19 protein-coding genes are annotated in these 19,322 nt (G+C 69.4%); 4 read left to right on the top strand and 15 right to left on the bottom strand.

Going from position 1 to position 19,322, the window contains the following annotated elements; all coding sequences use genetic code 11:
• Positions 1 to 532 precede the first annotated feature (532 nt).
• The 15 genes from D3869_RS34800 to D3869_RS29110 all read right to left on the bottom strand — a co-directional run bounded on the left by D3869_RS34800 (position 533) and on the right by D3869_RS29110 (position 15,812).
• On the bottom strand, positions 533 to 904 hold the full coding sequence (locus D3869_RS34800) for a hypothetical protein (RefSeq protein WP_432613443.1): 372 nt from the start codon (positions 902 to 904) through the stop codon (positions 533 to 535).
• Positions 850 to 1,332, bottom strand: a complete 483-nt coding sequence (locus tag D3869_RS34795) for a dimethyl sulfoxide reductase anchor subunit family protein (protein WP_432613442.1) — start codon at positions 1,330 to 1,332, stop codon at positions 850 to 852. Before D3869_RS34795 ends, D3869_RS34800 begins: the two co-directional genes overlap by 55 nt.
• A gap of 42 nt (positions 1,333 to 1,374) precedes the next feature.
• Positions 1,375 to 2,271: a 4Fe-4S dicluster domain-containing protein gene (locus D3869_RS29165; RefSeq protein ID WP_432613441.1), complete on the bottom strand. Its 897-nt coding sequence runs from the start codon at positions 2,269 to 2,271 to the stop codon at positions 1,375 to 1,377.
• Positions 2,268 to 2,648: a molybdopterin dinucleotide binding domain-containing protein gene (locus D3869_RS34790; protein ID WP_432613440.1), complete on the bottom strand. Its 381-nt coding sequence runs from the start codon at positions 2,646 to 2,648 to the stop codon at positions 2,268 to 2,270. The genes D3869_RS29165 and D3869_RS34790 overlap by 4 nt, the downstream gene beginning before the upstream one ends.
• 508 nt (positions 2,649 to 3,156) lie before the next feature.
• Positions 3,157 to 5,073 (bottom strand): molybdopterin-dependent oxidoreductase, encoded by a 1,917-nt coding sequence (locus D3869_RS29160; protein WP_432613439.1) that lies wholly within the window; start codon positions 5,071 to 5,073, stop codon positions 3,157 to 3,159.
• Positions 5,074 to 5,188: 115 nt separating this feature from the next.
• On the bottom strand, positions 5,189 to 6,097 hold the full coding sequence (locus tag D3869_RS29155; protein ID WP_137142662.1) for a succinate--CoA ligase subunit alpha: 909 nt from the start codon (positions 6,095 to 6,097) through the stop codon (positions 5,189 to 5,191).
• The gene (gene sucC / locus D3869_RS29150; protein ID WP_137142661.1) at positions 6,094 to 7,218 is read right to left on the bottom strand and encodes an ADP-forming succinate--CoA ligase subunit beta; all 1,125 of its coding nucleotides are present in this window, start codon (positions 7,216 to 7,218) and stop codon (positions 6,094 to 6,096) included. The genes D3869_RS29155 and sucC overlap by 4 nt, the downstream gene beginning before the upstream one ends.
• 11 nt (positions 7,219 to 7,229) lie before the next feature.
• Positions 7,230 to 8,657: an acylating sulfoacetaldehyde dehydrogenase gene (gene sauS, locus D3869_RS29145; protein WP_137142660.1), complete on the bottom strand. Its 1,428-nt coding sequence runs from the start codon at positions 8,655 to 8,657 to the stop codon at positions 7,230 to 7,232.
• A gap of 46 nt (positions 8,658 to 8,703) precedes the next feature.
• Positions 8,704 to 10,242, bottom strand: coding sequence for a tripartite tricarboxylate transporter permease (locus D3869_RS29140; RefSeq protein WP_137142659.1), 1,539 nt, complete (start codon positions 10,240 to 10,242; stop codon positions 8,704 to 8,706).
• Positions 10,243 to 10,266: 24 nt separating this feature from the next.
• On the bottom strand, positions 10,267 to 10,803 hold the full coding sequence (locus tag D3869_RS29135; protein WP_137107419.1) for a tripartite tricarboxylate transporter TctB family protein: 537 nt from the start codon (positions 10,801 to 10,803) through the stop codon (positions 10,267 to 10,269).
• A 52-nt stretch (positions 10,804 to 10,855) separates the two neighbouring features.
• A complete protein-coding gene (locus D3869_RS29130; RefSeq protein WP_137142658.1) occupies positions 10,856 to 11,845 on the bottom strand; it encodes a Bug family tripartite tricarboxylate transporter substrate binding protein in 990 nt (329 codons plus the stop codon).
• Between the two features lie 32 nt (positions 11,846 to 11,877).
• Complete coding sequence (locus D3869_RS29125; protein WP_137142657.1) at positions 11,878 to 12,873, bottom strand: bifunctional enoyl-CoA hydratase/phosphate acetyltransferase; 996 nt, start codon at positions 12,871 to 12,873, stop codon at positions 11,878 to 11,880.
• A 14-nt stretch (positions 12,874 to 12,887) separates the two neighbouring features.
• On the bottom strand, positions 12,888 to 13,775 hold the full coding sequence (locus tag D3869_RS29120; protein WP_137142656.1) for an IclR family transcriptional regulator: 888 nt from the start codon (positions 13,773 to 13,775) through the stop codon (positions 12,888 to 12,890).
• Between the two features lie 211 nt (positions 13,776 to 13,986).
• Entirely contained in the window at positions 13,987 to 14,799 is an 813-nt protein-coding gene (locus D3869_RS29115; RefSeq protein ID WP_137143126.1) for an IclR family transcriptional regulator, read from the bottom strand.
• A 548-nt stretch (positions 14,800 to 15,347) separates the two neighbouring features.
• Positions 15,348 to 15,812 (bottom strand): Lrp/AsnC family transcriptional regulator, encoded by a 465-nt coding sequence (locus tag D3869_RS29110; RefSeq protein ID WP_085557996.1) that lies wholly within the window; start codon positions 15,810 to 15,812, stop codon positions 15,348 to 15,350.
• 189 nt (positions 15,813 to 16,001) lie between these two features.
• Between D3869_RS29110 and D3869_RS29105 the strand changes: the two genes are divergently transcribed.
• From D3869_RS29105 to D3869_RS29090, 4 genes are all read left to right on the top strand, one after another.
• Positions 16,002 to 16,379 carry a Rid family detoxifying hydrolase gene (locus tag D3869_RS29105; RefSeq protein ID WP_137143161.1) on the top strand — a complete coding sequence of 126 codons (378 nt, stop codon included), beginning with the start codon at positions 16,002 to 16,004 and terminating at the stop codon, positions 16,377 to 16,379.
• Between the two features lie 7 nt (positions 16,380 to 16,386).
• Positions 16,387 to 17,538 carry a PLP-dependent cysteine synthase family protein gene (locus tag D3869_RS29100; RefSeq protein ID WP_137143124.1) on the top strand — a complete coding sequence of 384 codons (1,152 nt, stop codon included), beginning with the start codon at positions 16,387 to 16,389 and terminating at the stop codon, positions 17,536 to 17,538.
• A gap of 74 nt (positions 17,539 to 17,612) precedes the next feature.
• Positions 17,613 to 18,122 (top strand): L-2-amino-thiazoline-4-carboxylic acid hydrolase, encoded by a 510-nt coding sequence (locus D3869_RS29095; RefSeq protein WP_137107425.1) that lies wholly within the window; start codon positions 17,613 to 17,615, stop codon positions 18,120 to 18,122.
• 32 nt (positions 18,123 to 18,154) lie between these two features.
• Positions 18,155 to 19,288 (top strand): ABC transporter substrate-binding protein, encoded by a 1,134-nt coding sequence (locus D3869_RS29090; RefSeq protein WP_137143123.1) that lies wholly within the window; start codon positions 18,155 to 18,157, stop codon positions 19,286 to 19,288.
• Positions 19,289 to 19,322: the final 34 nt, after the last annotated feature.

Here is a 19,322-nt window from a genome sequence, read left to right as displayed (position 1 = left end):
GGACAAATGGCGGGTCGGTGCACGGCGATCAGGGGGGCGTAGCCGTCGGCCCCCTCTGGCATCGGCATGGCGAACCAGCGGTAATGGCGCCCGCTCCAGACGAGCAGCCCTTGGCTCAGGCCGTGGCCGTCCACCGCGAAGCGGTCGAGAAGGTGCCCCGCGAGGCCGGCGGACAGCGGCTCGTAGACGATGCCCGGACCGGAGCGGAAGCCGACGCGAGGGCAGGAGGGCGAGCCGCAGATGTAGAGGCTCCGGGCGTCCATCGCCTTGGCGCGGGTCATGAGAAGGGCCAGGGCGGAGCCGTGATCGGTGGTCCTGCGGCATGTCTGCTCCTTTCCCGATTGAGGGTGAAGAGGCGGGGCCAGAGTGGCGGGCTCAGGCTTCCCCGGCGCCGTAGAAGAGGGTCACGGTGTGCTTCGCCTCGGCGAAGAAGAGCCAGCGCTCGGCGATCACCCCCAGCGCGGCGGCGGCAACGGCCAGCAGCGCCAGGGTGCCGGACAGGGCGCCGGGACCGGCGACCAGCGCGCTGAGCTCAGCGCCGCCGGCAGGGGAAGGCGGCGACGCGGGTGATGAGGCGCAGGCGGACGGCGTGGCGGCGCCCGACGCGGAAGCCCATTTCCTTGAGCAGGTAATTGTCCTCGCTGTGCGGGGCGTCGAGCAGGCGGACCCGCCCGATGTGACCCAATCCATTGTGACCGAGGCCGGTCGCCGTCTCCGCCGTGCTGACGGGGTGGGCGGTGGCGCAGTGCCGCCAGTGCCCCTCCTTGGCCGCCCAGGCCAGCCCCACCGACGCCAAGGCCAGCAGGGAGGACCAGCCCGCCGCCTGCCCCGCCACGCCCAGCAGCGCGTTCAGCAGCAGCGCCCCGTCATCAGCGACAGCGCCAGATAGGTGCGCGGCACCCACGGGTTGGCCCACTGGCGGATGGGCTTCAGCGAAGCGTAGATCATCGCCGTGCAATAGACGGTGACCGCCGCCATCGCCGCGGTGATCCAGCCGGCGACCCCCGCCACACCGCTCCCCAAGAAGAGCCAAGCGATGGCGAAGACGCCCGCCGGCAGGAAGGTGGCGACCGCCGCGACGCCTTCGCGCGACAGCCAGGAGCTGCGCCACTGCGACAGCGCCCGCCATGCCCGCTCCGGCCGGCCGAGATGGGCCAGCGAGGACAGCAGCCCGGCCACCACCAGCCCCAAGGCGAGGGCGAGGGCGGCGAGGCCGAACAGCGGACTCGCCGGCAGCAGGCCGAAGGGCGCCAGCAGGCCGAGCAGGGCGAGCAGGCCGTAGCCGGCGCCCGCCGCGCTGGTGAAGAAGATGATGGAGAAGGCCGGATGCATCGGATTCCCTCCCTCAGCGCGCCAGGATGCGGTCGGCCCATTTCAGCAGGCCGTGGAGCGGCAAATCGTCGTTGGCGCTGTCCTTGGTGACGCGCTCGTCGAGCGCCAGGGGGGGCGGGGGCGGGGCGGCAGGTACTTGTTGGTCGGCTCGTAGCCCAGCTCCGGCATCAGGTCGTAGCCGCCGCGCTCCGCCACCAGCTTCGAGACGGCGGAGGACGGGTCGGCGAGGTCGCCGAAATGCCGGGCGGAGGTCGGGCAGACCATGACGCAGGCCGGCACCCGCTCCGTCTCCGCCAGCGTCTCGTTGTGGATGCGGTCGATGCACAGCGTGCATTTCTTCATCACGCCGACGTCCTGGTCGAACTCCCGCGCGCCGTAGGGGCAGGCCCAGGAGCAGAGCTTGCAGCCGATGCACAAATCCTCGTTGACCAGCACGATGCCGTCCTCGGCCCGCTTGTAGGAGGCGCCGGTCGGGCAGACGGTCACGCAGGCCGGCTGTTCGCAATGCAGGCAGGAGCGCGGGAAGTTGGTGGTGCGCGACCCGCAGCCGCTGTCACCGGTTCCGGCCTCGAAGCTGTGGATACGGTTGAACCACACCCCGTCCGGGCCGGCGCCGTAGGCGTCGGTATCGGTCAGCGGCGCCATGTGGCCGCCGTCGTTCCACTGCTTGCAGGCCACCGCGCAGGCGTGGCAGCCGACGCAGGTGTCGAGGTCGATGACCAGCCCCAGCCGGGGCGCCGGGCTCGCGTTGGGAAGGCTCTCATGACCGCACTCCCGAGATTGGACGGAAGGCGGCGCCGGTGCGCAGGATGGCGGGCCGGCGGCTCGACGCCCGGCGGCATGGCCTGGGCGGGAAGCGCGCATGGTCTCGGCGCGCTCCTTCGGCGACGCCTTCTCGACACGGACGCGCAGGTCGTACCAGGCGGCCTGCCCGGTCACCGGGTCGGCGTTGGCGTGGCGGTAGCCGTTGCGCTCCGCAGCAGTTCCGAGATCAGGTGGTTGAGCAGGAAGCCCTTGGTCCCCTCCGGCGCGTCGGTGGACAGGTTCCAGGCGCCGGAGCGCTTGCCGATGGCGTTCCAGGTCCACACCGTCCCGGCCTCCACCCCATCCATCAGACGGACCGGCACCCGGATGCGCCCGGTCGGGCTGGTCACCCAGGCCCAGTCGCCGTCGGCGAGGCCGAGCGCCTCCGCGGTGGAGCGCGCGATGTAGAGGCTGTTGCGCGCCAGGATCTGCCGCAGCCAGGCGTTCTGCGAGCCCCAGGAATGGTACATGGCACGGGCGCTGGGTGACCGCGTGCAGCGGGAAGCGCTCACGTCCAGCCCCTCCTCCTCCAGCGGCGGATACCAGAGGCAGGGGTCGAAGTAGGTCTCCACCGCGGCCGCTGTCGGCGGGCGGCACCACCGCGCCGTGCCCGCGCCGCGGCAAGGCGGAATTTCTGGAGCGGCTCGACATAGAGCTGGAGGATCACCGGCTCCGGCTTGTCGAGGAAGCCCATGCGGGTGGCGGTTTCCAGATAGGCTTGGTTGGCGTGCTTGAAATAGTGCTGCTCCGGCGGCAGCTCGAAATGCCAGAAGCAGCCGTTGCGGACGTAGCGGTCGAGCTGGTCCGGGTTGGGCGCGCCCTTGCCGGCGTCCTTCCCGTCGGCGCCGCGCCAGCCGGCCAGCGGGCCGATGCCGGGCTTGCGCTCGTGGTTGGTCATGTAGTCGGGATAGCCGCCGGGGTAGCGCGGGCTGCCGTCCTCCCGGACGAAGGCCGGCAGGCCGAGCCGCGCGCCCAGCTCGATCAGCACGTCCTGGAAGGGCCGCACGTCACGGTCGGGGGTCAGCACCGGCTGGCGGATGGAATCGCCGGGGCCGTGCGCGCTGCCGATCGGGCGGTCGAGCAGCGAGATGCAGTCCCACCGCTCCAGGTAGGTGGTGTCGGCCAGCACGAGGTCGGCGTAGGCCACCATCTCCGAGGCGTAGGCGTCGCAATAGACGATGAAGGGATGCGGTACTCGCCGCTGTCCGGGTCCTTGTCGGACAGCATCCGCATCGTCTCGGACGTGTTCATCGACGAGTTCCAGGCCATGTTGGCCATGTACATGAACAGCGTGTCGACGCGGTACGGGTCGCCCTCCCAGGCGTTGGCGACCACCATGTGCATCAGGCCGTGCACCGACAGCGGCGCGTCCCAGCTGAAGGCCTTATCGATACGCAGCGGCTGCCCGTCCTCGCCGACCAGCAGGTCCTCCGGTCCCATGGGGTAGCCGAGCGGCATCCCGTGGATGGCCTTGCCGGGCCGGTCTCGCCGCGCTGCCGGCGGGTTTGGGACCCGGCGGGGCGGGCGGGGGTAGGGCGACTTGTAGCGCCAGCCGCCCGGCACGTCGATGGTGCCCAGCAGGATTTGCAGGATGTGGATGGCCCGGCAGGTGTGGAAGCCGTTGGAATGGGCGGAGATGCCGCGCATGGCGTGCATGGCAATGGGCCGCCCGACCATCCGCTCGTGGCGCCGCCCGGCCCAGTCGGTCCAGGGCTGCTCGATGGTCAGCGTCTCCTGGAAGGCGAGGTGCGCCATCTCGGCGGCGATGCGGCGGATGGTGTCGGCGGGGACGCCGCAGCGCTCGGCCACCGCCTCCGGCGCGTGCTGCGGGTCGAGGTAGCGTTCGGCCAGCAGATGGAAGGAGGGCACGGCCCGCCGCCCGTCCGGCAGGGTGACGGCGCCGACGAGCGCCGGGCGGATGCCGGCTTGCGTGGCGGGAACGGTGCGCTGCTCCACCGCGTCCCAGGCCAGCGGGGCGCCGTCGGCGTCGCGGGCGAACAGGCCGTCGTCGGGGGCGCCGGGGTCCTGGATGACCAGCCAGGGGGCGTTGGTGTAGCGGACGAGATACTCGGCGTCGATGCGGTCGGCGCGCAGAAGCTCGTGGATCAGGGCGAAGACGAACAGCCCGTCGCTGCCCGGACGGATGCCGACCCACTCGTCGGCGATGGCGGAATAGCCGGTCTTGATCGGGTTGACGGAGACGATCTTGGCGCCGCGCGCCTTCATCTTCGACAGGCCGATCTTGATCGGGTTGCTGTCATGGTCCTCGGCCACGCCGAACAGCAGCAGGTAGCGAGTGTGGTCCCAGTCCGGCTCCCCGAACTCCCAGAAGCTGCCGCCCAGCGTGTACATGCCCGCCGCCGCCATGTTGACGGAGCAGAAGCCGCCGTGCGCCGCGAAGTTGGGCGTGCCGAACTGCGCCGCCCAGAAGCCGGTCAGCGACTGGCTCTGGTCGCGTCCGGTGAAGAAGGCGAGCTTGCAGGGGTCGCTGTCGCGGATCTTGGACAGGCGCTCGGTCAGGATGGTCAGCGCCTCGTCCCACTCGATCTCACGGAACTCGCCGGTGCCCCGCTCCCCGGTGCGCAGCAGGGGCTTGCGCAGCTTGGCCGGGGAGTTCTGGGTCATGATGCCGGCGGACCCCTTGGCGCAGATCACGCCGTGGTTCACCGGATGGTCCTTGTTCCCCTCGATGAAGCGGAGCTGGCCGTCCTTGATGTGCACTTTGATGCCGCAGCGGCAGGCGCACATGTAGCAGGTGGTGTATTTGACCGTGTCGGAGACGGTCGGCGAGGGGTTCAGTTCCTCGCGCGGCGACTGGTAGCGGTCGAGCCAGCCGCGCGCGTCCTCGGGCGCCGCCGGCCCGCTCCTTCGCTGGAAGCCCTGGGTAAAGGCGAACCCGCGCGCGCGCTGGCCGCCGACGTCGTCGATCTTCGCCATCCTGTTCCGTTCCCTTCCGGAATGCCTCCCCGTTCTCTCCCGGCGGGGGCCGGGAGAGGGGGCCAGGAGAGGGGGCTGTGCTGCCGTGCCGTTCTTCGAAAGTGCTGCCGCGCAGTCAGTCCGCGAGCCGTTGCGCGCCCGACCGTTTCGCGGCCTCAGCCATCAGCGCGTCGAGGGCCGCCGGCAGGTCGCCGGGCACGTCCACCACCACGGCCCCGGCGCGTTCCAGCGCGCCGCGCTTGGAGGCGTAGCTGCCGCGGTCGCCGGTCACGATGGCGCCGGCGTGGCCCATCTTCTTGCCCGGCGGGGAGGCACGGCCGGCGATGAAGGAGACGACGGGCTTGTCCGTCTTCGCCACCAGCTCCGCCGCCTCCTCCTCCATGCTGCCGCCGATCTCGCCGACGAGCGCGATGGCGTCGGTGCCCGGATCGTCGATCAGGGCGGCCAGCGCGTCCTTGGTCGTTGTGCCGATCATCGGGTCGCCGCCGATGCCGAGGAAGGCCGACTGGCCATGGCCGCCGCGCACGAGGTTCAGGCAGACCAGCGTGCCCAGGCTGCCGCTGCGCGAGATGACGCCGACCCGGCCCGGCTGGAAGACGCGCGGGTTGAAGGCGGGCATGATGCCGACGAAGCCCTCGCCCGGCGTCACGATGCCGGCGGTGTTCGGCCCGATGATGCGGGTGCCGTGCTCCGCCGCTGCGGCGTGCATCTCCATCACGTCGTGCGACGGGATGTGCTCGGTCAGGCAGACGACGGTCTTCGCCCCCGCCTCGATGGCGTCGATGGCGGCGGCTTTGGCGGCGGCGGGCGGGATGAACATCACCGACACGTCGAAGCCGCCGTTCGCCATGGCCTCCTTCGCGGTGGCGAAGATGGGCACGCCGCAATGGTTCTGCCCGGCCTTCTTCGGGTTCACGCCGCCGACCACGGTGGTGCCGTAGGCCTGCATCTGCTCGGTCCAGAAGGTGCCCTGCTTGCCGGTGATGCCCTGCACCAGGACCCGGTCGCTCTTGCGTACGATCATCGCGCGGCCTCCACGGCTGCCGAAATGGCGTCTTCCATCCGGTCGTAGGGTTCGATCCCCAGCTCCTCGCGCACCATGCGCACGGCCTCGTCCTCGCCGGTGCCGTGGATGGAGAAGAAGACGGGGATGGTGGGGTTCAGCGTCTTCCAGGCCTGGATCACGCCGCCGGCCATCACGTCGGTGCGGGCGAAGGCGCCGCAGAAATTGACGACGAGGCTTTTGACGCCGGGGTTGGACAGCACGAGGTCCAGCGCCTCCGTCCCCTTGGTGTAGGCCTCGCCGCCGATCTCCAGGAAGTTGGCGGGGCGCCCGCCGGCGTGGCTGACCACGTCCATGGTCGTCATGGTCAGGCCGGCGCCGTTCGCCAGAACGCCGACGTTGCCCTCCAGCTCGATAAATTTGAGGTCGAGCGCCCGCCCGCGCTCCTCCAGCGCCGACAGCGGCTCCTTGGCGCCCAGTTCGGCGATGTCCGCCTGCCGGTAGAGGGCGGCATCGTCCACCGTCAGCTTGCAGTCCAGCGGCACGACGCGGCCGTCGGCGAGCAGGGCCAACGGGTTGATTTCCAGCAGCTCGGCGTCGTGCTGGCGGTAGACGCGGTAGAGATCGACCAGCATCGCCGCCACCGGCACCGCGGCCTCGCCGAGATCCAGCCCAAGCAGCAGGCGGCGCGCGTCCGCCGGGCCGAAGCCCTTGCGGATGTCCACCGCCATGCGGCGCAGGGATTCGGGCCGGGTCGCCGCGACCTCCTCGATGTCCATGCCGCCCTCGGTGGAGAACAGCACGAGCGGGCTGCGGCTGGCTGGGTCGTTCAGCACCGCGGCGTAGAATTCGCGGGCGATGGCCGCCTGCTCCTCGACCAGGACGCGGGCGACCGGGAAGCCGCCGATCTCCATGCCCAGGATGGCCTGCGCGGATGCTGCGGCCTCCTCCGGCGTGGCGGCCAGCTTGACGCCGCCCGACTTGCCGCGCTTGCCGGTCGGCACCTGCGCCTTGACCACCACCGGCCCGATGGCGCGGGCGGCGGCTTCGGCCTCCTGCGCGCTGGCGCAGAGGCGCCCCTGCGGGACGCTCACCCCGGCGCGGGCGAGCACGGATTTTCCGGCCTGTTCCTCGAAGTTCATCGTCGCCTCCGTCAGCGTCCGTGGCGGGACCAGAAGGGGCCGAACAGGGCCTCTTCGCTCGGCTTGTCCTCCGGGATCGGGCGGACGAGATGGGTGATGTTGACGAAGTGCTTCCAGCTCAGGTTCTCGGAGATGGAGTTCTTCTGCCAGCTCCCGCAGCCCATGGAGAGGGTGAAGTTCAGCCCGCTGTCGAAGCCGCCGCCGTTGCCGAAGGTGTGGGCGAAGTTGACCAGCACGCGCACCACGTCAAGCTCGTCGGCCAGCCGTTTGGCGTGGGCCTCGTCCTTGGTGTGGATGCCGCAGGAATGGCCGCGCCCCTGGTGGTCGAGGATCTTGCGGACCTGATCGACCGCCGCGTCGAAGTCCGGCACCCGGTAGACGGCCAGCACCAGCGACAGCTTCTCGCCGGAGAAGGGGTGCGCCTTGCCGACGCCGGATTCCTCCACCAGGAAGAAGCGGGCCTCGCGCGCCTTGGGCGCCAGCTCGAACGCCTCGGCCAGGACGGCGGCGTCCTTGGCGATCAGCTTGCGGTTCAGCTTGCCGTTCTCCCACAGGCGGGATTGCACGCGCTCCCGCTCCTCCGCCGTGCAGAGATAGGCGCCGGCCTCTTCCAGCGCCGCGATGGTCGCGTCGTAGACGGAATCGAGGACGACGAGCGCGTTCTCCGACGAGCAGGAGGTGGCGTTGTCGAAGGTCTTCGACGCGGCGATCTTGCGCGCCGCCTCGGCCAGATCGGCGCTCTCGTCCACGATGACCGGAACGTTGCCGGCCCCGACGCCGATGGCCGGGGTGCCGCTGGAATAGGCGCGGCGTACGTTGTCCTGGGAGCCGGTGACGACGACAAGGTCGACCGCCTCCATCAGCGCCTGGGTCAGGCCCTTGGTGATCGGGGTGGGGATCATCTGCACGAGATCCTCCGGCGCGCCGATGCGCGCCAGCTCGGCCCGCATCAGCTCGACCGTGCGGCCGGTGGCGGCGGAGCCCATGGGGGAGGGGGCGATGATGATGGCGTTGCGGCCCTTAACGGCCATCATCGCCTTGTTGACCGGCGTGGCCGCCGGGTTGGTGGAGGGGGTGACGGCGCCGACGACGCCCAGCGGCTTGGCGATTTTGACGATGCCCTTGGCGGTGTCCTCCTCGATCACGCCGACGGTGCGCACCCGCATCAGGTCGCGCAGCGTCCCGAAGGTCTTGCGCTGGTTCTTGATGACCTTGTCCGCGACGTTGCCGAGGCCGGTGTCGGCCACCGCCAGCTCCGCCAGGGCGCGGGCGCGGCCCGGTTCGTAGATGGCCCAGGCGAGCGCGGCGACGGCGTCGTCCACCCGCTCCTGCGTCGCGTCGGCGAAGGCGCGCTGGGCGGCGCGGGCGTGGGCGACGAGGGCGGCGACGGCCTCCTGGTCGGCGCTGGCCGGCGTTCGGTCGAGCATGATGTTGTCCATGGTTGCTTGTCTCTCTCCCTGAAGGTTCGTTCGTTTGTTCGGACGGTCAGGCTTTGAGCACCCGTTGCGGCGGCTCCTTGTGAGGCTGGTCCTTGGGCGGGCGGCGGAGCAGCGGCCTGCCCGACGGCCACATCGACCAGACGAGGAAGGCGATGGCCAGAGCCAGGATCGTTCCGCTGATCGGACGGGTGAAGAAGACCGTCATGTTGCCGTCGTAGTTGGCGAGCGAGGTGAGGAAGTAGCGCTCGCACAGCGGCCCCAGGATCACGCCGACCACCAGCGGGGCCGGCGGGAAGCCGGTGCGCTTCATGACGTAGCCGGCGATGCCGAAGGCGAGGCAGACATAGACGTCGAACAGGTTGTTGCGCACGCCGTAGGCGCCGACGACGCTCAGCACGATGATGAAGGCGCCGAGAATGGCCGGCGGCACGCGCATCAGCGTCGAGAAGACCCGTGCCACGCCCATCGCCGCGACGATCATCAGCAGGTTGGCGATCAGCATGCTGGCGAAGATCGTGTAGACCAGCGTGGCGTTCGAGGTGAAGAGGAGCGGGCCGGGGTTCAGCCCGTGGATCAACATGGCGGCCAGCATGATCGCCGTGGCGGCGCTGCCGGGGATGCCCAGCGTCAGCAGCGGGATCATGGCGGTGCCGGTGGTGGCGTTCTTGGCCGCCTCCGGGGCCGCCAGCCCCTCCTCGACGCCGGTGCCGAAGCGGTCACCCTTACCCGACGCCTGCTTTTCCACGCTGTAGGCGATGACCGCCCCCACCGTGGCCCCGGCGCCGGGAATGACGCCGATGGTGCAGCCGAGGCCGGTGCCGCGCAGGATCGAGGACTTGATCCGCCACAGGTCCGACAGGCCGACCTGCTTGCCGGGCTTCGTGGTGATGGAGCGGCCGCCGCCGGCCCGCTTGCAGATGAGGTCCACGACCTCGCCGATGGCGAACAGGCCGATCATCACGACGGTGAAGTTGATGCCGCTCTCCAGGTCGGGGACGCCCAACGTCAGGCGGGGCATGCCGTACATCGGATCGACGCCGACCGTCCCGATCAGCAGGCCGAGGAACATCGAGATCGCGCTCATCAGCGGCGCGTCCTTGGCGATGGCGATGACGCTGACGAGGCCCAGGATGGTGGCGGCGAAGAATTCCGGCTGGTCGAACTTCAACGCGAAGCTGGCGAAGGGCGGGGCGCCGAAAGTCAGCAGCAACGCGCTGGCCAGCCCGCCGAAGGCGGACGCGGTGATGGCGATGCTCAACGCCCGCGAGGACAGGCCCTTGCGCGTCATCGGGTAGCCGTCCCAACAGCTTGGCAGCGAGGCCGGCGTGCCGGGGATGTTGATGAGGATCGAGGAGATCGAGCCGCCGAACACGCCACCCACATAGATGCCGCCGAGGAAGGACATCGCCGTGACCGGCGGCAGCAGGTAGGTGAAGGGCAGGGCGATGGCCATGGCGTTGACGAAGGAGATGCCCGGCAGCGCGCCGGCCACCACCCCGAGCATCAGGCCCGAGACGAGGAGGACGAAATTGTACGGGTCGAGGGCGCCGGCGAAGCCACCGGCCAGATTGGCGAGGATATCCATGGGACGATCCTTCCGGTGGCCGGCTCAGTAGATGCCGAGCAGGCGGTAAAGCGCGACGGTGAAGTCGTCGAAGACGCCATGGCCGCGGTTCAGCGGCATCTGGGCGAGGAGGACGAAGACGTAGAGCAGCACCACGCAGCCGATGCCGGTGACCAGAGCCAGCGTCAGCGGGCGCCGGATGCCGCCGATGACGCACCACAAAGCGACGAAGGCGAGGGTGGCGACCGGAAAGCCGAGCTGCGGCAGGGCGAGGCCGTAGAGGACGACCAGCCCCAGCCCGATCATGGCCCGGCCATTGGCGTAGCCTTCGTATTCCTCGTCGACCGGTTTCTGCTGGTGGACCGCGCGCCGCAGCGCCAGGAGTTCCTTGGCGATCCAGATCAGGGCGCACAGCCCGACCGCGCCCAGCATCAGCCGGGGCCATCCCGTCGGTCCCACCGGGTCCGGCAGGCCGGCGATCATGGTGCTGTCGCGCACGATGTGTTGCGAGAGAAGAAGCGACCCGGTGAGCAGGGCCGCGGGTGTCGCCAGCCGGCGAAGACCGTGGGACAGGGGAGTCACGGTTCCCTCCCTGAGGAGCGATGAAACGGGTGGGGCGGATTTGGAACCGGACTCAGCCCGGTGTCTGGCCGACGGTCTTGGTGGCGAAGCGGTCCAGATAGCCCCTCACCGTCTCGTAGAAGGCCTTCACCTCCTCCTTGGCCTGGTCCGGCGTCACCAGCGTGTCGACGCAGGTGAAGGTGTCGGCGCAGAAGGCCTTCCATTCCGGGCTCGCCAGCACCTTGGCGGCGGCCTCGTGCAGCTTCTGCACGCGCTCCGGCGGCGTGCTGGCGGGCACCGCCAGCGTGCGGAAGTTGGGCAGGTCGCCGATGTCCAGCCCCAGCTCCGCCGAGGCGGGCACGTCGGGGAAGGAGGGGTGGCGCTGCTTGTCGAACACGACGATCGGGCGCAGGTCGCCGGATTTCAGGAACTGGGCGACGTCGCCCGGCTCCTCGTAGATCGCGTCGGTGTGGCCGCCGATGGGCGAGGCGTAGCGCTCCGAGGGGCGGGCGAAGGGGACGTTGGTCACCGGCACGCCCTGGCTTCCCAGATACTTCAGCGTGATGTCGTCCTGCGTGCCGTAGCCGGAGGTGGCGACGCGCAGCTTGCCGGGGTTGGCCTTGGCGTGGGCGGCGAACTCCTCGTAGGTCTTGAAGGGGCTGTTCTTCGAGACGTAGAGCATCGACGGCGAGTTCTGCATCATCGCCACATAGACGAAATTGTCCGGCTTCGCCGTGCCCAGGCCCGACGCCCAGGAGGAGACGGACAGCGCGATCAGCGTGCCGACCGTGTAGCCGTCGGCCGGGTTGGTCAGGACCCGCGTCAGGCCGGCGTTGCCCGACGCCCCGGATACGTTGACGACGGGCATGGCGACGTGGAGATGCGGTTCGGCGAGGCGGGCGAACTGGCGCGCCATCAAATCGGCGCCGCCGCCGGCCCCGAAGGTCGCGATGACCTCGATGGGGCGCGATGGGTAGTCGTCGGCGCGCGCGGGGGCGGATGACAGGACGGGTGTCAGCAGCGCGGCCACCGCCGCGGTGAGCGTCAAGGCGTTGCGGAGCATTTGCATTCCCTCCCAGGATTTATTTTTGACCGTCAGGCGTGCAGGCCGGGTGCGGCGCCTCCCTTGGCTGCGGTGGCGGGATAGGGCGGGCCCGGCGTGGCGGAGCGGCGCCCGGCGACGATCTGGGCGATGGCGGCGGCGGCGATGCGGGCCGCCGGCGGGTCGGCACGCGAGGTGAGGACGATCGGCACCGCAGCGCCGAGCACGATGCCCGCGGCGACCGCGTCCAGGAAATGCACCAGCGCCTTGAACAGGGCGTTGCCGGTCTCGATGTTCGGCACCACCAGGATGTCGGCGGCTCCGGCGCAGGGGTGGGTCAGGTTCTTGATCCGCGCCGCCTCGGCGGACACCGCGAGGTCGAGCGCCAGCGGCCCGAACACCGTCGCGCCCGGCACCTCCTGCCGGCACAGGCGGGTCAGCCGGTCGGCGTCCATGCTGGAGGGCACGCGCTCGGTCACCTCCTCGGTGCAGGACAGCAGCGCCACGCGCGGGTCGCTGCCGCCGACCAGCCGCCACAGCTCCACCGCGTTGCGGATGATGTCCAGCCGGGTCGTCAGCGACGGCGCCACGTTGATCGCCGCGTCGGTGATGACCAGCTCGCGGCTCGACCCCGGCAGCGTCATGTGGAAGGCGTGGGTGAAGCGGCGCCCGATGCGCAGCCCGCATTTCGGGTCGAGGGCCGCGAGCATCAGCGTGTCGGTGTGGATGTGCCCCTTCATCAGCGCGCCGACGTCGCCGGAGCGGGCGAGCGCCACCGCGATCCGCGCCGCCGCCGCGTCGTCGCGTGCCGGAACCACGCACGCGCCGTGGAGCGTCCAGCCGATCCGGCGGGCGCTGTCGGCGATGGCCGCCGGATCGCCGACCAGCACCGGCTCGATGAGGCCGAGATCGGTGGCGCGCCGCGCGCTTTCCAGCGCAACCGGCGACCCTGCGGCGACCACCGCCGTTGGAACCGGCTCCAGGGCGGCGCTGCGCGCCATCAGCCGGGCCGGGCATCCGGCGGCGGTCGTCTCAAGCGTCCTTGCCATGGCGTCCGTCTTCCTTAGGGTGAGAGGGCCGGCTCGGCCGGGGCGGCGTCGATGCCCAGCGCGCGGGCCATGTCGCTTGCGGCGCGGTGCAGGACCGGCAGGCGGTCGGCCACCGATTCCCGCGACAGCCGGACTTTCGGCGCCTGCACCGCCAGGGCGGCGATCATCCGTCCCGCGCCGTCGCGGATCGGCACCGCCGCGCAGAAGACGCCCGGCATGTATTCCTCGTCATCGAAGGAGTGACCGCAGGCGGCGATGCGCTCCAGCTCGGCGCGGAACAGCGCCGGGTCGCACAGCGTCGCCGCCGCCATCCGGGGCAGCGGCAGGCAATCCAGCAGGCGCCGCCGCGGCAGCTCCGGCAGGAAGGCGAGGAACAGCTTGCCCATCGCCGTGCAGTGCAGCGGCACCCGCGAACCGACGCCGAATTCCAGCCGCAGCGGCCAGCCTTCGACCTCGACGCGGTCGAGATAGACGACGTCGCCGCCTTCCAGCACGCCGATGTTGCAGGTCTCCCCCAGCTCCAGGCTGAGCGCCCGCAGCCGGGCGTGCGACGGCGCCTGGCCCAGGGAGCTGCGCAGCGTGTTGAGCGCCAGGGTGCGCAGTTTCGGGCCGACGGTCACCAGCCGGCCGTCGATCGGGCGGGCGAGGAAGCCGCGTTCCTCCAGCATGGCGATCAGCCGGTGCGCGGTCGGCTTCGGCAGGGCCAGCTTCTCGGCGATGTCCTTGACGGCCATCGGCTGCCCCGCCCCGGCCACCGCGTCCAGCAAGGCCAGGACGCGGTCGGCGAGGGGCCGGCGGTCGGCGGAGTTGTTGTCGGCAGCGTTGGTGTCGGCAACGTCTTCGGTGGTCGGTTCGCGGGGCTCCTGCAACGGGGCGGAGCCCAAGGCGATCTTCCGCGTCATCGTTCCTCCCCGTGACTGGAAGCGTATCGCCCGGCCTCTTGGTCTCACTCAGCGATACGATTTGTATCATTAACTCACAGGACCCTGGGTCGCGCAAGCCCAAAAAGTTCGTGTGCCCAATTATCCGAACATACGGGGGCATGCCCGGCCGGCATCCCGCGGCTCGGGCGATGAAACGTCCGGTTTTGAAGAACGATGGGGGTAGGAGGGACTATCCGAACTGCGCGGACAGGGCCTCGGCGCCGCGGCGGAGGATGGGCAGGACCTGCTCGACGCGGTCGTGCGACAGTCTGACCTTCGGGGCCTGCACGGCGATGGCTGCCACCATCCGGCCCGTGGAGGAGAGGATCGGCACGGCCACGCAGAACACGCCCACCACATACTCCTCGTCGTCGAGCGAGTAGCCGCGCGCGGCGATGCGCTCCAGCTCGGCGGCCAGCGCGTCCGGATCGGTGAGGGTGTGGGCGGTCTGCGCGGAGAAGGGACCGGAGGCGAGCAGGCGGCTGCGCATACCGTCCGGCAGCGTGGCGAGGAACAGCTTGCCCATGGCCGTGCAGTGCATCGGCACGCGCGATCCGACGCCGAACTGGAGGCGCAGGGGCCAGTGCTCGACCTCCACGCGGTCGAGATAGACGACGTCGCCGCCGTCGAGGACGCCGACGTTGCAGGTTTCCCCCAACTCGGCGCTGACCGCGCGCAGCACGGAGCGGACCGGCGCGCGGGACAGCGATGCGCGCAGAATGCCGACCGCCAGCCGCGCCGCCTCGACGCCGATGATGACGTCGCGCGTTTCCAGGTCCCGCGCCAGAAGGCCCTTCTCGATCAGGCCGTTGACGAGGCGGTGGGCGGTCGGCTTGGGCAGGCCGAGCGTCGCCCCGATGGTCTTCACCGCCAGCGGGCCGGAGGCCGACGCGACCAGTTCCAGGATCGCGAAGGTCCGGTCTGTGGCGGCCGCCTTCGGCTTGGCCGCGTCTTCTGGGACGTTGGCGGCGGCGTCGGGAGTCTGAGTGCTGCGCGTTTTCAAGGTTCGCCTGCCCTGGCGGTTTCAGCGTCTCATTGAGTGAGACGTGACGCATATAGACCGCCCGCTTTGCGCAGGCAATAGGCAACGGGGGCGGAGCGCCGGCCCAGAGGGAGGCGAGACACTCGCATGTGATATCCCCTCTCCCGTCCCGGGAGAGGGGAGGGGCCCGCGCGAAGCGTGGGAAGGGTGAGGGCCTGCCGAGAATCAGCGCCCTGATCCTCGGTTCTACCCTCACCCGCCCGCTACGCGGGCACCCTCTCCCGGGGCGGGAGAGGGATTTGATGCCGAGGCGATTGCTGCGCGGAAGGGGACGCCATGACGGGGCTTACAAACACCCGACCCATCTGGTTTGCTGCCAATCCCAGGATGAATTTTGTGAAAAACGCCTAATTTGTAGAAAAATTTTCTACGATGATGCATGGCTACAGCCAAAAAAGTAAAAAATTCTCATACGAACCATGCGATATTGAGAATCACTACAGGGGCTTCGCAAAAATTGCTGAAGCGTGAGTCTAAAAAGAAAACCAACAAGTAAAATCCTAGTTGTTCTAGGTCTTTACGTAAGAAAGAGGGACTTCCGTTGTCGACTTCATTTCCTCCATGGCGAACATCGATGAGACATCCTGAAGCTCGATGCGCTCGATGAGCTTTCGGTAGAAAGCGTCGTAGGCCTTGATGTCCGGAATGACCACCCGCAGCAGATAATCGATTTCGCCGCTCAGGCGGTAGAGATCAACAACCTCCGGTATGTCGGCCACCACGCGGCGGAACTCCTCCAGCCACTCCGCCGAGTGTTTGCTGGTTCGGACGGCCACGAAGACGGTCACGTCGACGTTCAGCTTGGCGCGGTCCAGCAAGGCCACGCGGCGGCGGACATAGCCTTCCTGTTCAAGGCGTTGCACGCGGCGCCAGCAGGGGGTGGCGGACAGGCCGACCTGCTTGCCGAGGTCGGCGAGCGACAGGGTCGCGTCGGCCTGAAGGGCGGCCAGGATCTTCCGGTCGGTGGCGTCGATGGTCATCAGGGTTGCTCGGGGCCTTCGCGGTTGGGACGGATGATTTTGCTCGTTTGGCCCGCCAGGAGAAAAGCTTTTTCGTTTTGAGGATTTTGCATGCACCCGCATGCCGCCATCGCGGGCAGACCGCCCGGCCTTTGAGCAGGCGACGGCCGCCACCACAGGGCCAACACAGGAAAGATCAGGATGATGACCGACACCATCGCCACGGACAAAGCCCCGGCCGCCATCGGCCCCTACGCCCAGGCCCGCGTCGCCGGGGGACTGCTGTTCGTCTCCGGCCAGCTGCCGATCGACCCGGCCACCGGGGCCTTCGCCGGCCCGGACGCGCCCACCCAGGCGGCGCGCAGCCTGACCAACATCGCGGCGATCGCCGAGGCCGCGGGAACCAGCTTGGCGAAGGCGGTGAAGATAACCGTCTACGTGACCGACCTCACCCAGTTCAAGGCGGTGAACGAGCTCTATGCCGGCTTCTTCCAGGCGCCGTTCCCCGCCCGCTCGACCGTCGAGGTGTCGGCGCTGCCGCTCGGCGCGTCGGTCGAGATCGACGCCGTCATCGCGCTTTGAGGGTGACATGACCGCTTCCGCGCAGACCGTGCCGTTTCCTCCCGGCGCCGGTTCGATCCGTCAGCCGTTCCGCCTCGATTACACCCCGCTGCCCGAGGCCACCGGCCGCGACTGGACCCGGCGTGCGATCGAGCTGCTGGAGACCGAGGCGGCGCGGTCGCCTGACACGCCGCTGCTGAAGCTCGACGTTCCGGAGCTGTCCGGGATCGACATTTACCTGAAGGACGAATCGACCCACCCCACCGGCAGCCTGAAGCACCGCGTCGCGCGGTCGCTGCTGCTGTTCGCCATCTGCAACGGGCGGATCGGCGAAGGCACGCCGGTGATCGAGGCGTCGTCGGGCTCCACCGCGGTGTCGGAAGCCTATTTCGCCCGGCTGCTCGGCCTGCCCTTCCACGCGGTGATGCCGCGCGGCACCTCGGACGAGAAGGTCGCCGCCATCGAATTGCACGGCGGGCGCTGCCACTTCGTCGAATCCTCCAAGGCGATCTACGCCGAGGCGGCGGCGCTGGCGGTGCGGCTGGGCGGCGTCTATCTCGACCAGTTCACTTACGCCGAGCGCGCCACCGACTGGCGCACCGACAACATCGCCCAATCGATCTTCGGCCAGATGCGCAGCGAGCGCCACCCGGTGCCCGACTGGATCGTGATGAGCGCCGGCACCGGCGGCACCGCCGCCACCATCGGGCGCCACATCCGCTACCGCCACCTGCCGACCCGGCTGTGCGTTCCCGACGCCGAGCATTCGGTCTTCTACGACAGCTTCGTCAACCGCGACGCCGCGCTGACCTGTGAGCGCGGATCGCGCATCGAGGGCATCGGGCGGCCCCGCGTCGAGCCGTCCTTCATCCCCGAGGTCGTCGACCAGATGATCAAGGTGCCCGACGTGGCCTCGCTGGCGGCGATGCGGGTGTTGTCGCGGCGGCTGGGCCGGATGGTCGGCGGGTCCACCGGGACCAACTTCTTCGGGCTGTGCTGGATCGCCGGTCGGATGCGCGAGGCCGGGCGGGCCGGGTCGCTGGTGACGCTGATCTGCGATTCCGGCGAGCGCTACCGCAACACCTACCACGACGACGCCTGGATGACGCGGGCCGGTTTCGACACCGCCGCCGACGAGGCGCGGATCGAGGCCTTCCTTCAGGGCGGCCCGTCCCTCTGACGCAATAACAAGCGCTTACAAAAAACAAAAATCGCCACCGCAAGACACTTGGCAAAGAACAGGAGCATTCACCGATGGACGAGTTTCGCACACTTCTGCGCAACGCGATGAAGAGCCGCGCGATGGTCTATGAGGCGGCCTTCGACGAGATGCGCAAGGAGATCGGCGAGGAGAAGGCCCGGGAGATCATGGCGCGCACCATCTATCGCCGGGGTGCGGCCATCGCCCACAATTTCGCGCCCCACGCCCCGGCCGATCTGGCCGGCCTGCGCGACTCCTTCCTGAAATTCATCCCCGACGCCGAGGCCCAGTTCGGGCCGGAGGTCGTGCGCTGCACCGACGAGGTATTGGAGATCCGCTTCCACACCTGTCCGCTGAAGGAAGCCTGGCTGGAGGCCAATCTGCCGGCGCAGACGGTGGAGACGCTCTGCGAACTCGCCGGCGCGGTCGACAAGGGCACCTTCGAGACCGCCGGCTTCGAGATCGAGGTCGACACCTGGAAGCCGGGCCGCAGCACCTGCTGCCACCTGACGATCACGCCGGGCGCCGCCGCGCCCGCCGTTGATCCGGCCGCCGCGCACTGACCGTCCAGCCTCGCCGACAGGGGAACCGAACCATGAAAAAGCGTGCTGTTTTCGGCGCCGTTCTGGGCGCCATGCTGGCCACCACCACCGGCGCCACCCTTGCCCAGGCCGCCGACCGCGAGATCGTCATCGGCTATCAGGCGCCTCTCAGCGGCGACCGCAGCCAGTACGGCGAGATGTTCCGCAACGCCGCCCAGATCAAGCTGGAGGAGTTCAACGCCTCGGGCAAGCTGGCCGGCGCCAAGGTCGCCATCACCTTCGAGGACAGCAAGGACGATCCCAAGGAGGCGCGCAACATCGCGCACAAGTTCCTCGACAATTCCAAGGTCGTCGGGGTGATCGGCGACTTCTCCTCCACCGTGTCGATGGCGGCGGGCGAGATCTACGCGGCGGAGAAGATGCCGCAGCTCTCCCAGACCGCCTCGCATCCGGATTTCACCAAGCTCAGCCCCTGGCAGTTCCGCAACATCACCACCCAGGCCTTCGAAGGCCCGTACAACGCCGACTGGATCATCGCGGCGGGCAAGAAGACGGCGGCGGTGATCTACATCCAGAACGACTGGGGCATCTCGGCGCTCGACGGTTTCGTCAGCGGCTTCAAGGCCAAGGGCGGCAAGATCACCGCCACCGAGGCGTTCAACCCCGGCAACCGCGACTTCCGCTCCATCCTGACCAAGGTCGCCCGGCAGAAGCCCGACGTGATCTACCTCGCGATGTTCTACGAAGAGGGGGCCGCCTTCGCCCAGCAGCGCGAGCAGCTCGGCATCAAGATCCCGCTCTACGGCACCAGTTCGCTCTATTCGCCCAAGCTGATCGAGCTGGGACGTGAATCGGTGGAGGGGCTGCACCTCGCCACCACCTTCACGCCCGACAACCCCGACCCGGCGGTGCAGACCTTCGTGAAGGAGTATGCGGCGCGCTTCAAGTCGGAGCCCGGCATGTTCGCCGCCCAGGCCTATGACGCGGTCGGCATCATGCTGGACGCCGTCGCCAAGGCCGGCCCGTCGGTGACGCGCGAGAGCCTGCGCGACGCGCTGGCCGCCACCACCGGCTATCCCGGCGTGACCGGCGCCACCAGCTTCGACCCCGTCACCCGCGAGCCGGCGAAGGCGCTGGCCAAGATGATGGTGAAGGACGGCCGCTTCCAGGTCGTGACCGGCCCCTGACCGGTACCGTCTAAGGACGCCCCAGGGACGCCCT

The sequence above is a fragment of the Azospirillum brasilense genome, assembly GCF_005222205.1.
GTDB classification, from domain to species: Bacteria; Pseudomonadota; Alphaproteobacteria; order Azospirillales; family Azospirillaceae; genus Azospirillum; species Azospirillum brasilense_G.
The sequence above is the reverse complement of the archived record's forward strand: the minus strand, read 5'-3'. Positions and strand labels throughout refer to the sequence as shown.

Bases quoted from the DNA above. Each gene is read 5' to 3' on its own strand.
- D3869_RS34795 (WP_432613442.1), bottom strand. From the start codon at position 1,332: ATGCATCCGGCCTTCTCCATCATCTTCTTCACCAGCGCGGCGGGCGCC.
- D3869_RS29160 (WP_432613439.1), bottom strand. From the start codon at position 5,073: ATGGCGAAGATCGACGACGTCGGCGGCCAGCGCGCGCGCGGGTTCGCC.
- D3869_RS29155 (WP_137142662.1), bottom strand. From the start codon at position 6,097: ATGATCGTACGCAAGAGCGACCGGGTCCTGGTGCAGGGCATCACCGGC.
- sucC (WP_137142661.1), bottom strand. From the start codon at position 7,218: ATGAACTTCGAGGAACAGGCCGGAAAATCCGTGCTCGCCCGCGCCGGG.
- sauS (WP_137142660.1), bottom strand. From the start codon at position 8,657: ATGGACAACATCATGCTCGACCGAACGCCGGCCAGCGCCGACCAGGAG.
- D3869_RS29140 (WP_137142659.1), bottom strand. From the start codon at position 10,242: ATGGATATCCTCGCCAATCTGGCCGGTGGCTTCGCCGGCGCCCTCGAC.
- D3869_RS29130 (WP_137142658.1), bottom strand. From the start codon at position 11,845: ATGCTCCGCAACGCCTTGACGCTCACCGCGGCGGTGGCCGCGCTGCTG.
- D3869_RS29125 (WP_137142657.1), bottom strand. From the start codon at position 12,873: ATGGCAAGGACGCTTGAGACGACCGCCGCCGGATGCCCGGCCCGGCTG.
- D3869_RS29120 (WP_137142656.1), bottom strand. From the start codon at position 13,775: ATGACGCGGAAGATCGCCTTGGGCTCCGCCCCGTTGCAGGAGCCCCGC.
- D3869_RS29105 (WP_137143161.1), top strand. From the start codon at position 16,002: ATGACCGACACCATCGCCACGGACAAAGCCCCGGCCGCCATCGGCCCC.
- D3869_RS29100 (WP_137143124.1), top strand. From the start codon at position 16,387: ATGACCGCTTCCGCGCAGACCGTGCCGTTTCCTCCCGGCGCCGGTTCG.
- D3869_RS29095 (WP_137107425.1), top strand. From the start codon at position 17,613: ATGGACGAGTTTCGCACACTTCTGCGCAACGCGATGAAGAGCCGCGCG.
- D3869_RS29090 (WP_137143123.1), top strand. From the start codon at position 18,155: ATGAAAAAGCGTGCTGTTTTCGGCGCCGTTCTGGGCGCCATGCTGGCC.